Origin of the sequence: Cellulomonas edaphi (assembly GCF_030362815.1) — a bacterium.
In the GTDB taxonomy this organism is placed as follows: domain Bacteria; phylum Actinomycetota; class Actinomycetes; order Actinomycetales; family Cellulomonadaceae; genus Cellulomonas; species Cellulomonas edaphi.
Map to the genome: position 1 here is coordinate 675,713 of NZ_JAUCGR010000002.1, position 18,425 is coordinate 694,137.

Genomic DNA, 18,425 nt, shown 5'->3' on the forward strand with positions numbered 1-18,425 from the left:
TCAAGGATCGCCACCTGTGCATCCGGATGCCGAGCGCTTCCCTGACCTGGGCGGACGGAAGGCTGAGCGCGGAAGCCCGACGGCGCCGACCGCCTGTCGCGGCACGCCGAAACCACTAGGCTCGACGGCGACCCCAGCCGTGAACGACGTCAGGAAACAGAGATGACCACCCCCGACCCGGACCCCGACTTCCTGCGCAAGCCCGAGGAGCACGGCCAGCCGGCTCAGCCCGCCACCCCGCAGCAGCCGTACGTGCAGCAGCCCTACCCGGGTCAGCCGCACCAGCAGCCCTACGCCGGTCAGCCCGGTGCCCAGCAGCCAGCCTGGGGCGCGCCCGTCGGGCAGCCGCTGCGCCCCGACGACGAGCGCACCTGGGCCATCGTCGCGCACCTGCTCCCGCTCATCGGGGTCGGCTTCCTGGCGCCGCTGGTCATCTGGCTCGTGTTCCGCGGCCGCGGCCCCTACCTGGAGGACCAGGCCAAGGAGTCGCTCAACTTCCAGCTCACGCTCCTGATCGGCGCGATCGTTGGCGCGATCCTGCTCATCGTCGTCGTCGGCATCCTCGTCCTGATCGCCGTCGGGATCGCCTCGCTGGTGTTCGCCATCCTGGCGGCCGTCGCGTGCAGCCGGTACGAGTGGTACCGCTACCCGGTCTCGATCCGGTTCGTGAAGTAGCAGTCAGTCGTCGAAGCCGGCCAGCGTCCGCACGACGAGGTCGGCGAGCAGGCGCCCGCGCCGCGTGAGGAGCACGCGACGCTCGGTCAGCAGCGCGCGTCCGTCCACAAGCCCGTCCGCGACGAGCCCGGCGACGGACGCGCGCGACGCCGTAGGCACCTCGTCGAGCGGCATGCCCTCGGCGAGCCGCACGTGCAGCATGAGCCGCTCGAGGGTCGCGGCCTCGGCGTCGATCGTCTCGCGGCCGGCAGCCGGACTGAGCCCCGACTCGAGCCGCCCGGCGTAGGCCCGGGGGTGCTTGACGTTCCACCAGCGCACGCCGCCCACGTGCGAGTGGGCGCCGGGCCCGATCCCCCACCAGTCGTCGCCGCGCCAGTACGCGAGGTTGTGCCGGCACGCCGTCTGCGGCGTGCGCGACCAGTTGGACACCTCGTACCAGCCCAGGCCCGCCGCGGTCAGCAGCTCGTCGGCCAGCTCGTACTTGGCGGCCTGGTCGTCGCCGTCGGGCAGCTCGAGCTCGCCGCGACGCACCTGCACCGCCATCTTGGTGCCCTGCTCGACGACGAGCGCGTACGCGGAGACGTGGTCCACGCCCGTGGCGAGAGCCGCGTCGAGCGAGGCGCGCCAGTCGTCGACCGACTCCCCCGGCGTGCCGTAGATGAGGTCGAGCGAGACGGCGAGGCCCGCGTCGCGCGCCCAGCGCACGACGTCGGGGATCCGGCGCGGGTCGTGGGTGCGCTCGAGCGTGGCGAGCACGTGCGGCACGGCGGACTGCATGCCGAACGAGACCCGCGTGAACCCGCCGGCCGCGAGCGCGGCGAGTGACTCGGGCGTCACCGAGTCGGGGTTCGCCTCGGTGGTGACCTCCGCGTCGTCGTCGAGACCCCACGCGTCGCGGACCCCGTCGAGCATCCGCACCAGGTCCCCCGCAGGGAGCACGGTGGGGGTGCCGCCGCCGACGAACACCGTCGAGACCTGCCGCGCCGGCAGGCCCGCGTCGGCGAGCACGCGCCGGCCCAGCGCGATCTCGCGCAGGGCCGTGTCCGCGTACGACACCTGGCTCGCACCGCCGCCCAGCTCGCTCGCGGTGTAGGTGTTGAAGTCGCAGTAGCCGCAGCGCACCGTGCAGAACGGCACGTGCAGGTACACCCCGAACGCGCGCCCGTCGGCGCCCGCGACGACGGAGGCCGGCAACGCGCCGTCGTCGGGAGCCGCGTCCCCGTCGGGGAGGGCAGGGCTCACTTCTTCTTCGCGTCCTTGGCGTCCTTGCCGCCACCGGCGTCCGACGAGAGCGCGGCGATGAAGGCCTCCTGCGGCACGTCGACCCGGCCGATGGTCTTCATGCGCTTCTTGCCCTCCTTCTGCTTCTCGAGCAGCTTGCGCTTGCGCGTGATGTCGCCGCCGTAGCACTTGGCCAGGACGTCCTTGCGGATGGCACGGATGGTCTCGCGGGCGATCACCCGGGCGCCGATGGCGGCCTGGATGGGCACCTCGAACTGCTGGCGCGGGATGAGCTCGCGCAGCTTGCCGGTCATCATGACGCCGTACGCGTACGCCTTGTCCTTGTGCACGATGGCGCTGAAGGCGTCGACGGTCTCGCCCTGCAGCAGGATGTCGACCTTGACGAGGTCGGCCACCTGGTCGCCGATGGGCTCGTAGTCGAGGCTGGCGTAGCCGCGTGTGCGGGACTTGAGTTGGTCGAAGAAGTCGAACACGATCTCGGCCATCGGCAGCACGTAACGCAGCTCGACGCGCTCCTCCGACAGGTAGTCCATGCCCTGCAGCTCGCCGCGCTTGCCCTGGCAGAGCTCCATGATCGCGCCGATGAACTCGCTCGGCGCCAGGATCGTGGCCTTGACGATCGGCTCGTGCACCTCGCCGATCTTGCCGCTGGGGAACTCGCTCGGGTTGGTCACGGTGACCGTGCTCTTGTCCTCGAGCGTCACCTCGTAGACGACGTTCGGCGCGGTCGAGATGAGGTCGAGGTCGAACTCGCGCTCGAGCCGCTCGCGGATGATCTCGAGGTGCAGCAGGCCGAGGAAGCCGACGCGGAAGCCGAAGCCGAGCGCCACGGACGTCTCGGGCTCGTAGTTGAGCGCGGCGTCGTTGAGCTTGAGCTTGTCGAGCGCGTCGCGCAGCACCGGGTAGTCGGTGCCGTCGATCGGGTACAGGCCCGAGAACACCATGGGCTTCGGGTCGGAGTACCCGCCCAGGGCCTCGGCGGCCGGCTTGCCCGCGTTGGTGACGGTGTCGCCCACCTTCGACTGGCGCACGTCCTTCACGCCGGTGATGAGGTAGCCCACCTCGCCGACGCCCAGACCCTTCGTCGGCACCGGCTCGGGCGAGATGACGCCGATCTCCAGCAGCTCGTGCGTCGCCTTGGTGGACATCATCGCGATGCGCTCACGCGGGTTGAGGTTGCCGTCGACCACTCGCACGTAGGTGACCACGCCGCGGTACGTGTCGTAGACGGAGTCGAAGATCATGGCGCGCGCCGGGGCGTCGGCGTCGCCCGTGGGCGGCGGGACCAGCTCGACGATCCTGTCCAGCAGCTCCTCGACGCCCACGCCCGTCTTGCCCGACACGCGCAGGCAGTCCTCGGGCTCGCCGCCGATGAGCTTGGCCAGCTCCTCCGCGTACTTCTCGGGCTGCGCGGCCGGCAGGTCGATCTTGTTGAGCACCGGGATGATCGTCAGGTCGTTCTCGAGCGCCAGGTACAGGTTGGCGAGCGTCTGCGCCTCGATGCCCTGCGCGGCGTCGACCAGCAGCACGGCGCCCTCGCACGCCGCGAGCGAGCGCGAGACCTCGTACGTGAAGTCGACGTGGCCGGGCGTGTCGATCATGTTGAGCGCGAACGCCTTGTCGTCCACGCCCCACGGCATGCGCACGGCCTGCGACTTGATGGTGATGCCGCGCTCGCGCTCGATGTCCATCCGGTCGAGGTACTGCGCGCGCATCGCCCGCGCGTCGACCACGCCGGTCTTCTGCAGCATGCGGTCGGCGAGCGTCGACTTGCCGTGGTCGATGTGCGCGATGATGCAGAAGTTGCGCAACAGCTCGGGCGCGGTCGCGGCAACCTGGATGCGCGACGATGCGGCGGCGCTGGGGATCGGGGACACGCGGCGACAGCTCCAGGCTTCGGATGGGCGGGTGCCGTTGGCACTCGCTCGACGGATGTTGACCGGCTGGCACCTGTGCGGTGCCCGCGGCGGGCACCACCATGGTCCCATGACGACGGCCCCGACCGACGCCCTGGACCACCTGCTCGTGCTGGGCGACCTCCAGTACCAGTTCCTGGCGTCCATCGACCTCGTCGACCCGGCCACTCCCATCCCGTGGTGCGGGCGCTGGCGGGTGCGCAACCTCGTCGTCCACCTGGCCCGGATCCACCACTGGGCCGCGGGTCAAGCGCTTCGCCGCCAGGAGACCCCGCTGGGCCGCGGACCGTTCGACCTACCCTCGCTCTACGCGTCCTGCGCTCTCGAACTGCGCTCGACCCTGACCGACGTCTCCCCCGCGGCCCCCGCCTGGACGCTCGACGAGTCCGGCGTGGCGGGGTTCTGGCGCCGGCGGCAGACCCACGAGACGCTCATCCACCTCTGGGACCTGCGCACAGCGGGCGGACTGCCGTTCGACGCCTCGCCCGTGGTCTGGGCGGATGCGGTCGACGAGGTGGTCACCGTGATGCAGCCGCGGCAGGAACGGATGGGTCGGATGGAACCGCTTCCCGCTCCGATCGAGCTGGTGGCCACGGATGCCGACCGCCGGTGGCTGCTCGGCGGTGACGGCGTTCCGGCCGCGCAGGTCACCGGACCAGCGTCGGTGCTCGCTCTGCTGTTCTGGGGCCGAGGCTCGGTCTCCGCGCCGGTGCTCGACGTTGCCGGCGACCGCGGAGCGCTCGACGACGCGCTGAACCGAAGGCTCACGCCCTGACCGATCGCATCGGCCTGGGGCGGGACCATCGTCGGCTTGCCGACTCGTGTCCCGCCCCCGCTCACCCCTCCCGCGTGATCTCCACCGTCACGGCGAGCTCCTGCGTCCCGGTCCCCGCGTAGATCCCCCGCAACGGCGCGACGTCGTCGTACGAGCGCCCGCGCGCCAGCACCACATGGTGCGACCCGGCGGGGATCCGGTTGGTGGGGTCGAAGGGCACCCAGTCCCCCGCCCACCACTCGACCCAGGCATGCGACTCGCCCGAGACGGTCTCGCCGATCTCGTCGCCGCGCACCGGGTGCAGGTAGCCGGAGACGTACCGCGCGGGGATGCCGAGCGAACGCAGGGCGCCGACCGCGAGGTGGGCCACGTCCTGGCAGACGCCGGCGCGGGCCGCCCACGCCTCGGCGGCGGGGGTGTGCACGCTCGTCACGCCGGGGATGTACTCCAGCTCGTCGCGCAGGGCGAGGCAGACCGCGAGCGCGGCGGCGTCCGGGTCGAGCGCTCCGGCGGCGGCGGCGGCCAGCGCGGCGACCTCGTCGGGCGCGGCCGTCGTCGGGGTGTCCGAGAGGAACTCCGCCAGCCTGTCCTGGACGTCGGGCGAGCGCAGCATCGCCCACGTGGCGGGGTTGCGCACGGGCGGGCGGTCGCCCACCTCGACAAGATGCTCGGCCACGATGACCAGCGACTCGTGCGGGACGAGCGCCTCGAAGGCGGTGACCGCCGTGCCCCAGTAGTCGCGGTAGTCGTACGTCCACGTGTGCGGCTCGATGGTCAGGCGCGAGTCGATCACCGTCTGGCCGGCCTCCGACAGGGGCGTCATCCGCGCCTCGTTGTAGGAGGCCTGCACCGGGCCCGAGTACCGGAACGTGGAGGTGTGGGTGACGCGCAGGCGGCTCATCGGGTCTCCTCGGTGGTCACAGTGCCTCGCCGACCCAGTTGGTCTCCGCGGCGGACGGGAAGTACCGGCCGCGGATCGCGTCGGAGGCTGCGGAGCAGGCGCGCTGCACCTTCTCCATCTCCCGGGGCAGCGCGTCGAGCACCTCGCGCAGCGGGCGGTACTCGAGGTTGGTGCGCACGTGGCCGATGTGCCGGCGCGCGTCGTCGACGGTCGCCCGGTCGACGACGGGCTCCAGCGCGGCCAGCGAGGCCTCGGCCTGGTTCAGTGCGAACACGATCGAGCGCGGGAAGAGCCGGTCGAGCAGCAGGAACCCGGCGGCCCGCTCGTCGGACGCGGTTCCGCGGTACGTGCGCAGGAACGCCTCGTGCGCGCCGCACGAGCGCAGCAGGGTGGTCCAGCCCGGGCCGGCCGAGCCCGCAAGCGCGCGGGTGGCGAGCAGCCGGGCGGTCATGTCCGCACGCTCGATCGAGCGGCCGAGCATCATGAACGAGTAGGTGTCGTCGCGCGACGTCGCCGAGTCCATGATCCCCGCCACGATGGCCGCACGCTCCCGCACCCACGTGAAGTAGTCGTGCGGTCGGGCGGGTCGCATGTGCGAGGGCAGCTGGTTCCAGGTCGTGTTCAGGCACTCCCACAGCTCGGTCGAGATGATCTCGCGGGCGCGGCGCGCGTTCTCGCGGGCGGAGACGAGCGAGCCCGCGATCGACGAGGGCGCGAACCGGTCGTACGCGAGCATGTCGAGCACGTGCTCGCGGCCCACGGGGAGCCGCTCGGGCGGCGCGGCTCGGTCCATGACCGACAGCAGCGAGCGGCAGGCGAGGTCCTCCTCCGCCCACGGGTCCTCCAGCAGGATCTGCACGTGCACGTCGAGCAGGCGCGCGGTGTCGTCGGCCCGCTCGACGTAGCGGCCGATCCAGAACAGGGACTCGGCGATGCGGCTGAGCACTAGGCCTCCCTCTGCTGCTGCTGCTGCTGCATGACCTGGGCGCGCAGGTCGTTCGGGTTGCCCTCGATGGGCACCGCGCTGTCCACCGGCACGGACTGCGGGCGGTCCACCGAGCGCGCTGCTCCGCGCCACGCGGGGTCGCCGCCGAGCACCCACGTGTCCTTGGAGCCACCACCCTGGGAGGAGTTCACGACGAGCTGGCCCTCGGGGAGCGCGACGCGCGTCAACCCGCCCGGGAGCACCCACACGTCGTCGCCGTCGTTGACGGCGAACGGCCGCCGGTCGGTGTGTCGCGGCCGCAGGCGGTCGTCGATCAGCGTGGGGATGGTCGAGAGCTGGATGACGGGCTGCGCGATCCAGCCGCGCGGGTCGTCCTGCAGCCTGCGGCGCAGCGCGTCCAGCTCCGGCTTCGTCGCGCGGGGGCCGACGACGAGGCCCTTGCCGCCCGAGCCGTCGACGGGCTTGACCACGAGCTCGTGGAGCCGGTCGAGCACCTCCTCGAGCGCGCCCTCGTCCTCCAGGCGCCACGTGTCGACGTTCGCGAGGATCGGCTCCTCGCCGAGGTAGTACCGGATCATGTCCGGCACGTAGGTGTAGACGAGCTTGTCGTCGGCGACGCCGTTGCCCACCGCGTTGGCGATGGTCACCGAGCCGTTGCGTGCGCACGTCATCAGGCCGGGGCTGCCCAGGAGCGAGTCCGACCGGAACGCCACCGGGTCCAGGTACTCGTCGTCGACGCGCCGGTAGATGACGTCGACCCGGCGCCGGCCCTGCGTGGTGCGCATCCAGACGCGGCCGCCCGCGCAGAACAGGTCGCGGCCTTCGACGAGCTCCACGCCCATGGTGCGCGCGAGCAGGGAGTGCTCGAAGTAGGCGGAGTTGAACACCCCGGGCGTCAGCACCACGACCGTCGGGTCGTCCACCCCGGCCGGGGCGGCGGCGGTCAGCGCCGCGAGCAGCCGCCGGGGGTAGTCCGAGACGGGCCGGATGCGCAGCGCGGCGAACAGCTCGGGGAAGGTCTGGGTCATGGCGCGGCGGTTGGACAGCACGTAGGAGACGCCGCTCGGCACGCGCACGTTGTCCTCGAGCACGCGCCAGCCACCCAGCGAGTCGCGCACCAGGTCGATTCCCGACACGTGCACGCGCACGCCGTTGGGGGGCTGGATGCCCCGCGCGGCCCGGTGGAAGTGCGTCGACGAGACGATCACCGACCGCGGGATCACGCCGTCCGCGACCGCCCGCTGCTGGCCGTAGACGTCGGCCAGGAACGCCTCCAGCGCCTTCACGCGCTGGGCCACGCCGGGCGCGACGCGGTCCCAGTCGTCGCTGCCGATTACGCGCGGCACCACGTCGAGCGGGAACGGGCGCTCCTCGCCCGCGAAGTCGAACGTGACGCCCTGCGTCAGGTACGAGCGGGCCAGGGTGTCCGCGCGAGCCTGCAGCTCACCGGCGGTGAGATCGGCCAGCGCGGCGTGCACCCTGCGGTAGGCCGAGCGCGGGCCCGTGCGCGGATCGAGCATCTCGTCCCATGCCTGCCCGGCCGGATAGTCGTCGAACAGGTCTGCCATGCACCGGACCCTAATCCCGCCGTGTTGCGGGCACGTGTCGAGCGCTCGCGCCCTGGCGGTGCCGGCACGCGGGAGCCGTCGGCGGCCCTCCGGGGTACCGTCGCTGCGTGGCGACGACCGGACCGCGCGGGTTCCTGCACCGACTGCTCGCGCGGCTCTCCCGGCGTCCGCCGGCACCGCGCGGCCTCGCGGACTACCACGGCACGGTCCGCATCGAGTACGACCCGCATCCCGACGGCCTCGCCGACCCGGGCGAGATCGTGTGGACCTGGGTGCCGTACGAAGAGGATCCGGCCCAGGGCAAGGACCGGCCCGTGCTCGTCGTCGGGCGCGACGGCGCGGCGCTGCTGGCCCTGATGCTCACGAGCAAGGACCACTCGCGCGATCACGCGCGCGAGCAGCGCCGCGGCCGGTACTGGCTCGACATCGGGACGGGACCGTGGGACGCCAAGCGTCGACCGTCGGAGGTGCGTCTGGACCGCGTGCTGCGCATCGACCCGCGGGCCGTGCGGCGCGAGGGCTGCCGTGTGGAGCGCCCGCTGTTCGACAGCGTGGCGAAGGCGATGGCTGTGATCCCCACCTCGGTGAGCTCCGGACACCGTAGGTCCTGGTAATATCGACCCTCGCGTGTCCGCCCAGGTCGGCGGGCACTCGCCCAGCTCCTCTCCGAGGGTGTCCCCACGCCCCAGTCCCGGAGCTGAGCGCGCCCTCTACGACCTGTCAGATCGCTTCGGCGAACGCACAAGAGAGTCCACACGTGGCAAACATCAAGTCCCAGATCAAGCGCATCACCACCAACGAGAAGGCGCGCCTGCGCAACAAGGCCGTCAAGTCGGAGCTCAAGACGCACATCCGTCGCGTCCGTGAGGCCGTCGCCGGTGGCGACAAGGACGGCGCCCAGGCCGCGCTCGTCCTCGCGTCGAAGAAGCTCGACAAGGCTGCCTCGAAGGGCGTCATCCACGCCAACCAGGCCGCCAACAAGAAGTCCGCGCTCGCCAAGTCGGTCGCCGCTCTCTGAGCCGACCGCCTTCGGGCAGCCACGCAAGGCGCCATCCCTTCGGGGGTGGCGCCTTCGTCGTTCCCGGGCGGCGCGGGTGAAGTTCCCCGGTCGAGAGAGCGTTCTCCCACGCCACGAGGCCGCGCGCCCGAAATGGTCGATTGTCCTGATGGTTGTCCGGGCCTCTTATGTGGTCTCATGGGTCCCATGACGCCGGACGATGGTGACGAGCGCTACGCGCGCCTCGCGGCCGCGGTCGAGGACGCGATCCCCGCGGCACTCCGTCGCGAGTGGGAGCAGCGGTCGCTCGCTGCTCCTGTGCTCGTCGCCCGCCAGGGGATCTTCTCCCCCACCGGCTCGCCGGTCGCCTACCAGCTCTCCTACCGGTCCGCCGTCGAGCAGACGGCGTCGGCCACCACGTGGTCCGAGAGCCAGCACGACCACGCCACCGCGCACGTCCTCGACGCCACGTTCGGACGTGCCGACCTCGAGAGCGTCGCGCACGGACGGCTCCTGTTCGTGCGGTGCACGCGGCCGTACCTGGTCGGTCGCCGCGCCGTCCCCGCTCGGCCGGACCGGCTCGTGATCGAGGTCCCGCACTGGGTCGACGTCGACCGTGACGTCGTGGCGGGCGTGCGACGGCTGCGCGACGCGGGCTTCCGCATCGCCGTCCCCTCGTTCGTCAGCACCGTGCACCAGCGGATGCTGCTGCCGCACGCCGACTTCGTGAAGATCGACGTCCGCGACCTCGACGTCGAGGGGCACCCGGTGGTCAGCCTCGCCCGTTCCTACGGTGCGACGCTCGTGGCCGAGTACGTCGAGACCCCGGAGCTTCACCAGCACGCGCAGGAGCTCGGATTCCGCCTGTTCCAGGGAAACCTGCTCGAGCGCGCGGGCATCCTTGACCGCGCCGGCGCCCGACCAGTGACGGGCTGACGCGAAGACCGCGTCGCGATCCGTCGTCCCGTGAGCATCCCCGCCACGCCACCACGACTGTCGCCGTCACCCCGGGTGGCGCGACAGCCCATCTGGACGCGCGACGGCGACCTCTACGCGCACGAACTCCTCTACCGCGCCCCCGACGGCCGTGCGATGGGCGTCGACCTCTGGCACGTGGACGCGCAAGACCTCGCCACCGCGGCCGTCCTCGACGCGCTGCGTGAGGGTGCGGCCTACCTGCGCGAGGGCCGCGCGTTCGTCAACGTGACGCGCTCGTTCCTGGTCGACGACCTGCAGCTTCCGGAGCCCCACGAGAACCTGGTGCTCGAGGTCGTCGAGACGGTCCCCGCCGATCCGGAGGTGATGGAGGGCCTCATCCGGCTGCGCGAGCTGGGCCACGCGATCGCGCTCGACGACTTCGCCGCCGACGCCAACCAGGTCGCGATGCTGCCGTACGCCGACTACGTCAAGGTGGACTGCCGGGAGATGGTGCGCCGCGGCTCCGCGCTGGTGGACCTGGCCCGGCGCGACGGCGCGACCCTGGTGGCCGAGCGCGTGAGCGACGTCGCGCTGCTCGACCGATGTCTCCAGCTCGGGTTCGACCTGCTCCAGGGCGACACGTTGGGAGCAGCGACGCTCAAGCACCCCTGACGCCATCGCGACGCCTGCCGCGAGTGCCGCACGCGTCAGGAGCCGCAGGCCTGCGCCACCCGGAGCACCGCTCGCTCCACGGCGAACCGCGCGTCCCGGCTCTCGCCCTTGACCTCGGCGTCCGCCTGAGCCACCGCGCTGATCGCGGTCGCCAGTCCTTCCGGGGTCCAGCGGCGCAGCTCTCGGGTCGCCTTGTCGACCTGCCAGGGCGCGAGCCCGAGATCGCGCAGCGCACCCTGCCCGCGGCTGCGGACCGCGCCCACCTTGGCGAGCGTGCGCAGCTTCATGGCGAGCGCGGCCACCATCGGCACCGGGTCCACGCCGGTGGCCAGCGCGTGCCGCAGCAGGGCGACCGCCTCGCCCGCCTGGCCCGCCACCGCGGCGTCGGCCACCCGGAAGCCGGTGGCCTCGATGCGGCCGCCGTAGTAGCGCGCGACCACGTCCGCACCGATGAGGCCGGTGGTGTCGGCGACCAGCTGTGAGCACGCCGCGGCGAGCTCCCGCAGGTCGCTGCCCACGGCGTCGACGAGGGCCCGCACCGCCTCTCCGTCGGCGCGCCGGCCCGCACGACGCAGCTCCGCGCCGACGAAGGCGGTCTTGTCCGCGTCCGAGGTGATCGGGTCGCACGCGACCACGGGCACCTTTGCCGCCTTGAGCGCGTCGAGGAGCTTCTTGCCGCGTTGCCCCGAGCCGTAGCGCAGCACCATGACGACGCCTGCGGCAGGCGCGGCCAGGTAGGTCGCCGCCTCGGCGAGCAGCTCCTCGGTGCCGCGCTCGAGCCCGTCGACCACCACCACCTTGTCCTCGGCGAACAGCGAGGGACTCGTCAGCACCCCGAGGGCGCCGGCGGTGTACTGGTCCGCGTCGAAGCGCGTGACCTCGACGTCCGGATCCGCCGCCTTGGCCAGCGCGACCAGCCGATCGACCGCCCGATCGGCGAGCAGGCCCTCCGCGCCCTTGACAAGGACGACCGGCGCGAGGGCGGCCTCCTCCCAGGACACCCCCTCGGTCGCGGTGCCGCGGCCCGAACGGGCGGACGGGCGTCGGGTTGCGGGAGGCACGCGCACAGCCTGCCAGACGGCGGCGACACTGCTCACCACCGACCTCCCGCTGCTTGCCCGGCGTCACGCCCCGCCGGCTCCACCGGAGCCGAGGTCTGGGGCGGCTCCGCGCGCGGCATGAGCAGGCGGAGCACGCAGAGTCCCGCGACACCGAGCACCACGACGCCGGTCGCGCCGGGCAACCACGCGACGGTCGCGCCCGGTGCCCCGGCGGCGACGCGTGCGACCTTCCCGATCCACCAGCACGCGGCGCCCGCCGCCCAGCCGAGCGGCTGCGCGGGCGAGGGCCACCAGGTTTCGAGCACGCCGGCGGCCAGGCCCAGGAGCGTCGCCGGAGCGACGGCCGGCGCAGCGACCACGTTGGCCACGACGGCGTACGTGCTGAACGAGGGGGTCAGTGCGGCGATCACCGGTCCGCACGCCAGCTGGGCCGCCACGGGCACGGCGAGGGCAGCGGCCGGGACGCGTCCCAGCCGAGGTGCCCAGCGCTCCGTCAGCGGGCCACCCACCAGCACGATGGCCCCGGTCGCGACGACGGACAGCACGAAGCCGACCTCGCCCGCGAGCCACGGGTCCGCGACGAGCAGCACCACCACCGCCGCGGCCAGGGCGGCGGGGGCGCGGGCCGGCCGGCCCAGCAGCATGCCCCACACCCCCACCAGCCCCATCGCGGCGGCGCGCACCACGCTCGCGGAGGGGTGCACGAGCACCACCATGCCCACCATGGCGCCGACCACGAGCGTCGGTCGCCAGCGGCGCGGCACGCGCAACCAGCCGGCGAGGGTCACGGCGAGCATCGCGACCAGGGAGAAGTGCGCACCGGAGACCGCGGTGAGGTGCGTCAGACCCGCGGCGCGCATCGCCGCGCGCAGGTCGTCGGGCACCGCCGTGGTGTCGCCCACCGTGACTCCCGGCAGCAGCGCCCGAGCGTCGCCGGTGGACGCCGCGGCGAGCCGGTGCTCCGAGGCGCGCACGCCGAGGGCCGCGCGTTGCCACGGCGGCGGTCGGCCGACCACCACGGGGTCGTCCGCACTCAGCAGCACCGCGACGGCCCGAGCACCCGGGCGCTCGGCGCGCAGCACGCCCGCGACGCGGACCCGCGCGTCGAAGGGCGGAAGGCGTGCCGCCGGTCCGATCACGCGCACGGGCGCCCGTGCGCGCTGCCGTGCGTGGGCCGTGCCGACCTCCTGGACGGTGAGCAGCCAGGCGGCCTGCTCCGGCGCGCCCGGCCACGACGGCGGCAGCAGGACGGGATCGCCGGCCACCCGACCGACCAGCGTCACCGGCTCCCCGACGAGTCGGCGCCACGGTCCCGAGTCACGCGAGGCGAGCTGCGCCGCACCGGCGGCGAGGACGAGGGCCGCCACGACGAGGGCGAACGCGCCGCTGCGCAGGAGGGGCGCGGCACGCCGTTCGGGCGGTGCTCCCCGCCTGGCAACGGGGTCGGCGCCTAGGCGCCGGCGCGGCACGCCCGCTGCCGCCGCGGCGCCGCACGCGGCCGCGAGGGCCGCACCTCCCGCGGCCGCAGCACCGGCGGCCGGCAGCCGCACCACCAGGAGTGCCGCCAGCCACGCCGCCGCCAGCGCGGGCGCGAGGCGCAGGTCGATCACGGTGCGCGAGTCGGCCGCGTCGACATTCGCGGCCGATGCCCGCGCCTCGACGGTCGCGGCGGACACCGGCGCGGCGCGACCCGGCACCTGGTGAGCGGCGCCGCTCACACGCGCACCAGGTCGCGGAGCCGCTCGAGCACGGCAGGCCCGATGCCCGGCACGTCCTCGAGCTCGTCCACGGACGTGAACGGGTGTTCCGCGCGATAGTCGACGATCCGCTGCGCGAGCACCGGACCGATACCGGGCAGCGCGTCGAGCGCGGCGGCGTCCGCGGTGTTGACGTCCACCGGCTGCGCGGCGCCGGAGGACGGCGATGCGGGGTCCGCGGGCGGCCCGGCGCCCGGCGCGGGCGCGGGCGCGACCGGTACCTGGCCCTCGCGAGGGACGACGATCTGCTCGCCGTCCACCAGCACGCGCGCGAGGTTGAGACCGTCGAGATCGGCTCGGGACGTCGCCCCTCCGGCCGCGTCGACGGCATCGCCGACCCGCGACCCGGTCGGGAGCCGCACGATGCCGTGGTGACGCACGGCTCCCACCACGTGCACGACGACCACCACCGCCGTCGCGGGTGCAGCGGACGCGGCCGGCGTGGTCGCCGCGGCGGTCGGAGGACGGCTGCAGGGAGTCAGGCACCCGGTGGTCCCCTCGGGCGACGGGATCGGCAGCACGACCGCCGGCCCGGCAGACACCGAGGCCGCGCGGATGGCCACCGCGCCCCCGACGATCGCCAGCGCGAGGACGGCCACACCCGCCGCGCGCCCCGTCACGGCCCAGCGGAGGCGGTGCCGGGCCGGCGGCGCGTGGTCCAGCGGATGACCGTGCTGCGCCGCGTACTCGCCACGGACCCGGCGCAGGGCGGCGCTCGTGGCGGGCTCGGCCGCGACCGGCCTGGCATCGGGTCCGAAGGCTCCGTCCTCCCCCCACGCACCCTCCGGCCCGGGCACCGCGGGCACCCACGCCGGTGCCGGCGGCACCGGCCCCACCCCGCCGGCGCGTCGGGCATGCCGGGGTGGAACGCCTGGCCCGACATCCGCCCAGCCGTCGCCAGGTGCCGGCTCGACCTCGGGCGGACGCCCATCCGCCAGCGCCGCGAGCCGCCGCTGCGCTGGGCTCGGGTGGGGCGAACGGCGGGGCACGCCTCGACCGTAGGATCACCCGCCGGACGAGCCTGGCGCGACGGTGCGCCCTGGGGACCACGCCGACCCACGAGCGCCGTGTGGTCGCGTCGCGCGAGCGCGTGGACCGTCAGGCGTCCGTGACCACCACGGCGAGCAGCCCGGGACCGGCGTGCGCGGCGAGCACGGCGCTCGACTCGCACACCACGGCCTCGACGAGACGTTCTCCCGCCCAGGCGGTGAGCTGCTCGGCGATCGCCGCGGCCACGTCGGGCTGACCCAGATGGTGCACGGCGATGCGCGCCGCCCCGCGCGCCCCGATGTCCTCGAGCGCGACGGCCTGTAACCGGTCGCGAGCGGCGCGGCGCGTGCGCACCTTCTCCGCGACCACCACCTGCCCCTCGCCGAGGGTCAGCAGCGGGCGCAGACCCAGCACGGTGCCGATGGCGGCAGCGGGCGCGCTCAGCCGCCCGCCGCGGCGCAGGTGCTCGAGGGAGTCGACCAGGAACCACACGCCCGCGCCACCCGCGAGACCGGCGGCATGGCGGCCGACCGCCTCGCCGGGCGGCAGCGCGGCCGGCTCCGGTCGGCGGCGGTACCACCGCGGGGCGGGCGTCGGGGCCGACGGGGCGGGGCGCAGGAGCGAGGCGGGCGCGGGTGCGAGGCCCGCGGCGAGCCGCGCCGCGTCCAGCACCGCGAAGCCGAGCGCCATCCCGACGGCGCGCGAGTCGACCACGTGCACCGGCAGCGGGGCCGACTCCGCGGCCAGCCGAGCCGCCTGCACGGTGCCCGACAGCTCGCCGGAGAGGTGGATCGAGACCACGTCGCGGGCACCGCTGTCCGCGGCACGCCGGTAGGCGGCGGCGAAGGCTGCGGGCGAGGGCTGCGACGTGCTCACGCGTGCACCACGCTCCAGGGCCGCCAGCAGGTCGGACGACGAGAGGTCGACGCCCTCGGCGAGCCGCTCGCCGTCGATCACGACGTCGAGCGGAACCACGCCGATCCCCCACCGCTCCGCCGCCCCGTCGGGGAGCGACGCGGTGGAGTCGGTCACGATCGCGCTGGCGCCCGACCCGACCGGCCGGGACGCGCCGCGGACGCGGCTCAGGCCGGCACCACGTTGACGAGCTTGGGTGCGCGCACGATGACCGTCCGCACGCCGCGGCCGTCGAGCGCGCGCTGCACGCCCGCGTCGGCGAGAGCGAGCTCGCGCAGAGCGTCCTCCCCGATGCCGGCGGGCACCTCGGCCCGGCCGCGGACCTTGCCCTGCACCTGCAGGATGCAGGTCACCGTGTCCTCGACCAGGTAGGCGGGGTCGGCCACGGGGAAGGACTCGTGCGCGAGGGAGACGTCGTGGCCCAGGCGGGACCACAGCTCCTCGGCGACGTGCGGCGCGACCGGCGCGGTCATGAGCACGAGCGCCTCGGCGGCGGCGCGCGGCGTCACCGGCAGCGTGGTGAGGTGGTTGTTCAGCACGATGAGCTTGGCGATCGCGGTGTTGACGCGCATGTGCTCCATGTCGACGCGCACGCCGTCGACGGTGCGGTGCAGCAGGCGCACCGTGGCCTCGTCGGGCTCGTCGTCCGTGACCACCAGCGCGCCGGTGCCCTCGTCGACGACGTTGCGCCACAGCCGCTGCAGGAAGCGCTGGGAGCCGACCACGGCGCGCGTCTCCCACGGCCGCGACAGGTCCAGCGGGCCCATCGACATCTCGTACACGCGCAGGGTGTCCGCGCCATACTCCGCGTACATCTCGTCGGGCGTCACCATGTTCTTCAGCGACTTGCCCATCTTCCCGTACTCGCGGTTGACGGCCTCGCCGTTCCAGCTGAAGCCGGTCGAGGAAGACGCGTCCTCCACCACCTCGGCGGCGGGCACGTGCACGCCGCGCGAGTCGGTGTAGGCGTACGCCTGGATGTAGCCCTGGTTGAACAGCTTGTGGAACGGCTCGGCGGAGCTGACGTGGCCCAGGTCGAACAGCACCTTGTGCCAGAACCGGGCGTACAGCAGGTGCAGGACCGCGTGCTCGACGCCGCCGACGTACAGGTCCACGCCGCCGACCGACCCGGGCTCCTGCGCACCGTGCCCGGGGCCCATCCAGTAGCGCTCGAGCTCGGGAGCCACCAGCGCGTCGTCGGCGTTCGGGTCGAGGTAGCGCAGGTAGTACCAGCACGAGCCCGCCCAGTTGGGCATGGTGTTGGTGTCGCGGCGGTACTGCTTCGGGCCGTCGCCCAGGTCGAGCGTGACGGTGACCCAGTCCTCGTTGCGCCCCAGGGGCGGCTCGGGCGAGGAGTGCGCGTCCTGCGGGTCGAAGGTGCGCGGCGAGTAGTCCGGCACGTCGGGCAGGTTCACGGGCAGCGCGTCGTCCGGCAGCGCGACGGGCTGGTCATGCTCGTCGTACACGATGGGAAACGGCTCGCCCCAGTAGCGCTGCCGGCTGAAGAGCCAGTCGCGCAGGCGGTAGGTGATCGTCTCCTCGCCGACGCCACGCTCGCCGAGCCACGCGATGACTGCGGCCTTGGCGTCGGGCACCGACAGCCCGTCGAGGCTGATCGAGTCGTTCGACGAGTTGATGACCTCGCCGGGACCGGTGCGCGCGCCCTCGGGCGTGCCCTCCGGCGCGGCGGTCGTGTAGACGACGGGGAGCTCGTAGGCCTGCGCGAACGCGAAGTCGCGCTCGTCGCCGCCGGGGACGGCCATGATGGCGCCCGTGCCGTAGCCCATGAGCACGTAGTCGGCCGTGAACACGGGCAGCAGCTCGCCGTTGACGGGGTTGGCGGCGAGGTGGCCGGTGAACACGCCGGTCTTGCGGCCCGCGTCGGCCTGCCGCTCGACGGCGGTCTTGGCTGCGGCCTCGGCGCGGTACGCAGCGACGGCGTCCGCGGGCGTGGCGTGGCCGCCCGTCCAGGCCCCGTGCGTGCCGTCGGGCCAGGCGGCCGGGACCTCGTCGAGCAGCGGGTGCTCGGGGGCGACCACCATGAACGTCGCGCCGAACAGCGTGTCCGGTCGCGTGGTGAAGACCTCGACGGTGTCCCCGCCCACGACGGCGAAGCGCACCCGTGCGCCCGACGACCGCCCGATCCAGTGCCGCTGCATGGACTTGACCTTCTCGGGCCAGTCGATGTGCTCGAGGTCGTCTGTCAGGCGGTCGGCGTACGCCGTGATGCGCATGTTCCACTGCCGCAGGCTGCGCTGGAACACGGGGAAGTTGCCGCGCTCCGAGCGTCCCTCCGAGGTGACCTCCTCGTTGGCCAGCACGGTGCCCAGGCCCGGGCACCAGTTGACCGGGGTCTCGGAGACGTACGCGAGGCGCTGCGAGTCGACGACGCGGCGGCGCTCGACGGGCGACAGGTCGGCCCAGGCCGTGTCGGCCGGCACGCCGTCGACGGCCGGGAGCGGACGCCCCGCGGCGTACGCCGCCTCGAGCGTCGCGATGGGCCGGGCGGCGCCGCGGCCACCGTCGGCTCGCTCCGCGTCCTCGTCGTACCAGGAGCCGAACACCTGCAGGAAGATCCACTGCGTCCAGCGCACGTAGGCGGGGTCGATGGTCGCGAACGAACGGCGCGAGTCGTGCCCCAGGCCCAGGCGGCGCAGCTGGCGCTTCATGATCGCCATGTTCGCCTCGGTGGTGGTGCGCGGGTGCTGGCCCGTCTGCACCGCGAACTGCTCGGCCGGCAGGCCGAACGCGTCGAAGCCAAGCGCGTGCAGGACGTTGTCGCCCTGCATCCGGCGGAAGCGGGCCACGACGTCGGTGGCGATGTAGCCGAGCGGGTGCCCGATGTGCAGCCCCGCGCCCGACGGGTACGGGAACATGTCCATGACGAAGAAGGGGTTCGCGCCCGGCGCGGCGTGCTCGCCCGCACCGTCCGTGAGGTCACCGACCGGGTTGGCCGCGAAGAAGGTGCCGCGCTCCTCCCACGCGTCCTGCCACCGCAGCTCGATGTCCTGCGCGAGGGCGGCCGTGTACCGGAACGGGACGTCGTCGTGCGCAGCGGGGGCGGGGGCGGAGGTGTCCTGCGAAGTCACCCG

The 18,425-nt window shown here is 73.6% G+C and carries 16 protein-coding genes; 6 read left to right on the forward strand and 10 right to left on the reverse strand.

Annotated elements, in window-relative coordinates:
• Nucleotides 1-162 precede the first annotated feature (162 nt).
• Nucleotides 163-675: a DUF4870 domain-containing protein gene (locus QRT05_RS09445; RefSeq protein WP_289446911.1), complete on the forward strand. Its 513-nt coding sequence runs from the start codon at nucleotides 163-165 to the stop codon at nucleotides 673-675.
• Between the two features lie 3 nt (nucleotides 676-678).
• On the opposite strand, the gene hemW is transcribed toward QRT05_RS09445, so the two are convergent.
• Both hemW and lepA read right to left on the reverse strand, forming a co-directional pair.
• A complete protein-coding gene (gene hemW, locus QRT05_RS09450) occupies nucleotides 679-1,917 on the reverse strand; it encodes a radical SAM family heme chaperone HemW (protein WP_289446912.1) in 1,239 nt (412 codons plus the stop codon).
• The gene (gene lepA / locus QRT05_RS09455; protein WP_289446913.1) at nucleotides 1,914-3,794 is read right to left on the reverse strand and encodes a translation elongation factor 4; all 1,881 of its coding nucleotides are present in this window, start codon (nucleotides 3,792-3,794) and stop codon (nucleotides 1,914-1,916) included. Before lepA ends, hemW begins: the two co-directional genes overlap by 4 nt.
• A 109-nt stretch (nucleotides 3,795-3,903) precedes the next feature.
• Here lepA and QRT05_RS09460 point away from each other — a divergent pair, with 109 nt between their 5' ends.
• Nucleotides 3,904-4,608: a maleylpyruvate isomerase family mycothiol-dependent enzyme gene (locus QRT05_RS09460; protein ID WP_289446914.1), complete on the forward strand. Its 705-nt coding sequence runs from the start codon at nucleotides 3,904-3,906 to the stop codon at nucleotides 4,606-4,608.
• A 61-nt stretch (nucleotides 4,609-4,669) separates the two neighbouring features.
• Here the strand turns inward: QRT05_RS09460 and QRT05_RS09465 are convergent, their stop codons facing one another.
• From QRT05_RS09465 to QRT05_RS09475, 3 genes are read right to left on the reverse strand one after another with little or no spacing between them, the layout of a single operon-like run.
• Complete coding sequence (locus tag QRT05_RS09465; RefSeq protein ID WP_289446915.1) at nucleotides 4,670-5,509, reverse strand: transglutaminase family protein; 840 nt, start codon at nucleotides 5,507-5,509, stop codon at nucleotides 4,670-4,672.
• Between the two features lie 16 nt (nucleotides 5,510-5,525).
• Complete coding sequence (locus QRT05_RS09470) at nucleotides 5,526-6,455, reverse strand: alpha-E domain-containing protein (RefSeq protein ID WP_289446916.1); 930 nt, start codon at nucleotides 6,453-6,455, stop codon at nucleotides 5,526-5,528.
• Nucleotides 6,455-8,023, reverse strand: a complete 1,569-nt coding sequence (locus QRT05_RS09475) for a circularly permuted type 2 ATP-grasp protein (RefSeq protein ID WP_289446918.1) — start codon at nucleotides 8,021-8,023, stop codon at nucleotides 6,455-6,457. Before QRT05_RS09475 ends, QRT05_RS09470 begins: the two co-directional genes overlap by 1 nt.
• Before the next feature lie 107 nt (nucleotides 8,024-8,130).
• Here QRT05_RS09475 and QRT05_RS09480 point away from each other — a divergent pair, with 107 nt between their 5' ends.
• From QRT05_RS09480 to QRT05_RS09495, 4 genes are all read left to right on the forward strand, one after another.
• On the forward strand, nucleotides 8,131-8,637 hold the full coding sequence (locus tag QRT05_RS09480; protein WP_289446920.1) for a type II toxin-antitoxin system PemK/MazF family toxin: 507 nt from the start codon (nucleotides 8,131-8,133) through the stop codon (nucleotides 8,635-8,637).
• A 143-nt stretch (nucleotides 8,638-8,780) separates the two neighbouring features.
• Nucleotides 8,781-9,041 (forward strand): 30S ribosomal protein S20, encoded by a 261-nt coding sequence (gene rpsT / locus QRT05_RS09485; RefSeq protein ID WP_289446921.1) that lies wholly within the window; start codon nucleotides 8,781-8,783, stop codon nucleotides 9,039-9,041.
• A 186-nt stretch (nucleotides 9,042-9,227) separates the two neighbouring features.
• Nucleotides 9,228-9,956 (forward strand): EAL domain-containing protein, encoded by a 729-nt coding sequence (locus QRT05_RS09490; RefSeq protein WP_289446923.1) that lies wholly within the window; start codon nucleotides 9,228-9,230, stop codon nucleotides 9,954-9,956.
• A 75-nt stretch (nucleotides 9,957-10,031) separates the two neighbouring features.
• The gene (locus QRT05_RS09495; protein WP_289446925.1) at nucleotides 10,032-10,610 is read left to right on the forward strand and encodes an EAL domain-containing protein; all 579 of its coding nucleotides are present in this window, start codon (nucleotides 10,032-10,034) and stop codon (nucleotides 10,608-10,610) included.
• A gap of 35 nt (nucleotides 10,611-10,645) precedes the next feature.
• Here the strand turns inward: QRT05_RS09495 and holA are convergent, their stop codons facing one another.
• From holA to leuS, 5 genes are all read right to left on the reverse strand, one after another.
• Nucleotides 10,646-11,671 (reverse strand): DNA polymerase III subunit delta, encoded by a 1,026-nt coding sequence (holA, locus tag QRT05_RS09500; RefSeq protein WP_407650326.1) that lies wholly within the window; start codon nucleotides 11,669-11,671, stop codon nucleotides 10,646-10,648.
• A 32-nt stretch (nucleotides 11,672-11,703) separates the two neighbouring features.
• Nucleotides 11,704-13,389, reverse strand: a complete 1,686-nt coding sequence (locus QRT05_RS09505; RefSeq protein WP_289446926.1) for a ComEC/Rec2 family competence protein — start codon at nucleotides 13,387-13,389, stop codon at nucleotides 11,704-11,706.
• Nucleotides 13,386-14,255 carry a ComEA family DNA-binding protein gene (locus tag QRT05_RS09510; RefSeq protein WP_289446927.1) on the reverse strand — a complete coding sequence of 290 codons (870 nt, stop codon included), beginning with the start codon at nucleotides 14,253-14,255 and terminating at the stop codon, nucleotides 13,386-13,388. Before QRT05_RS09510 ends, QRT05_RS09505 begins: the two co-directional genes overlap by 4 nt.
• Nucleotides 14,256-14,526: 271 nt before the next feature.
• A complete protein-coding gene (locus QRT05_RS09515) occupies nucleotides 14,527-15,450 on the reverse strand; it encodes a DegV family protein (protein WP_289446928.1) in 924 nt (307 codons plus the stop codon).
• Nucleotides 15,451-15,500: 50 nt separating this feature from the next.
• On the reverse strand, nucleotides 15,501-18,422 hold the full coding sequence (leuS, locus tag QRT05_RS09520) for a leucine--tRNA ligase (RefSeq protein ID WP_289446930.1): 2,922 nt from the start codon (nucleotides 18,420-18,422) through the stop codon (nucleotides 15,501-15,503).
• Nucleotides 18,423-18,425: the final 3 nt, after the last annotated feature.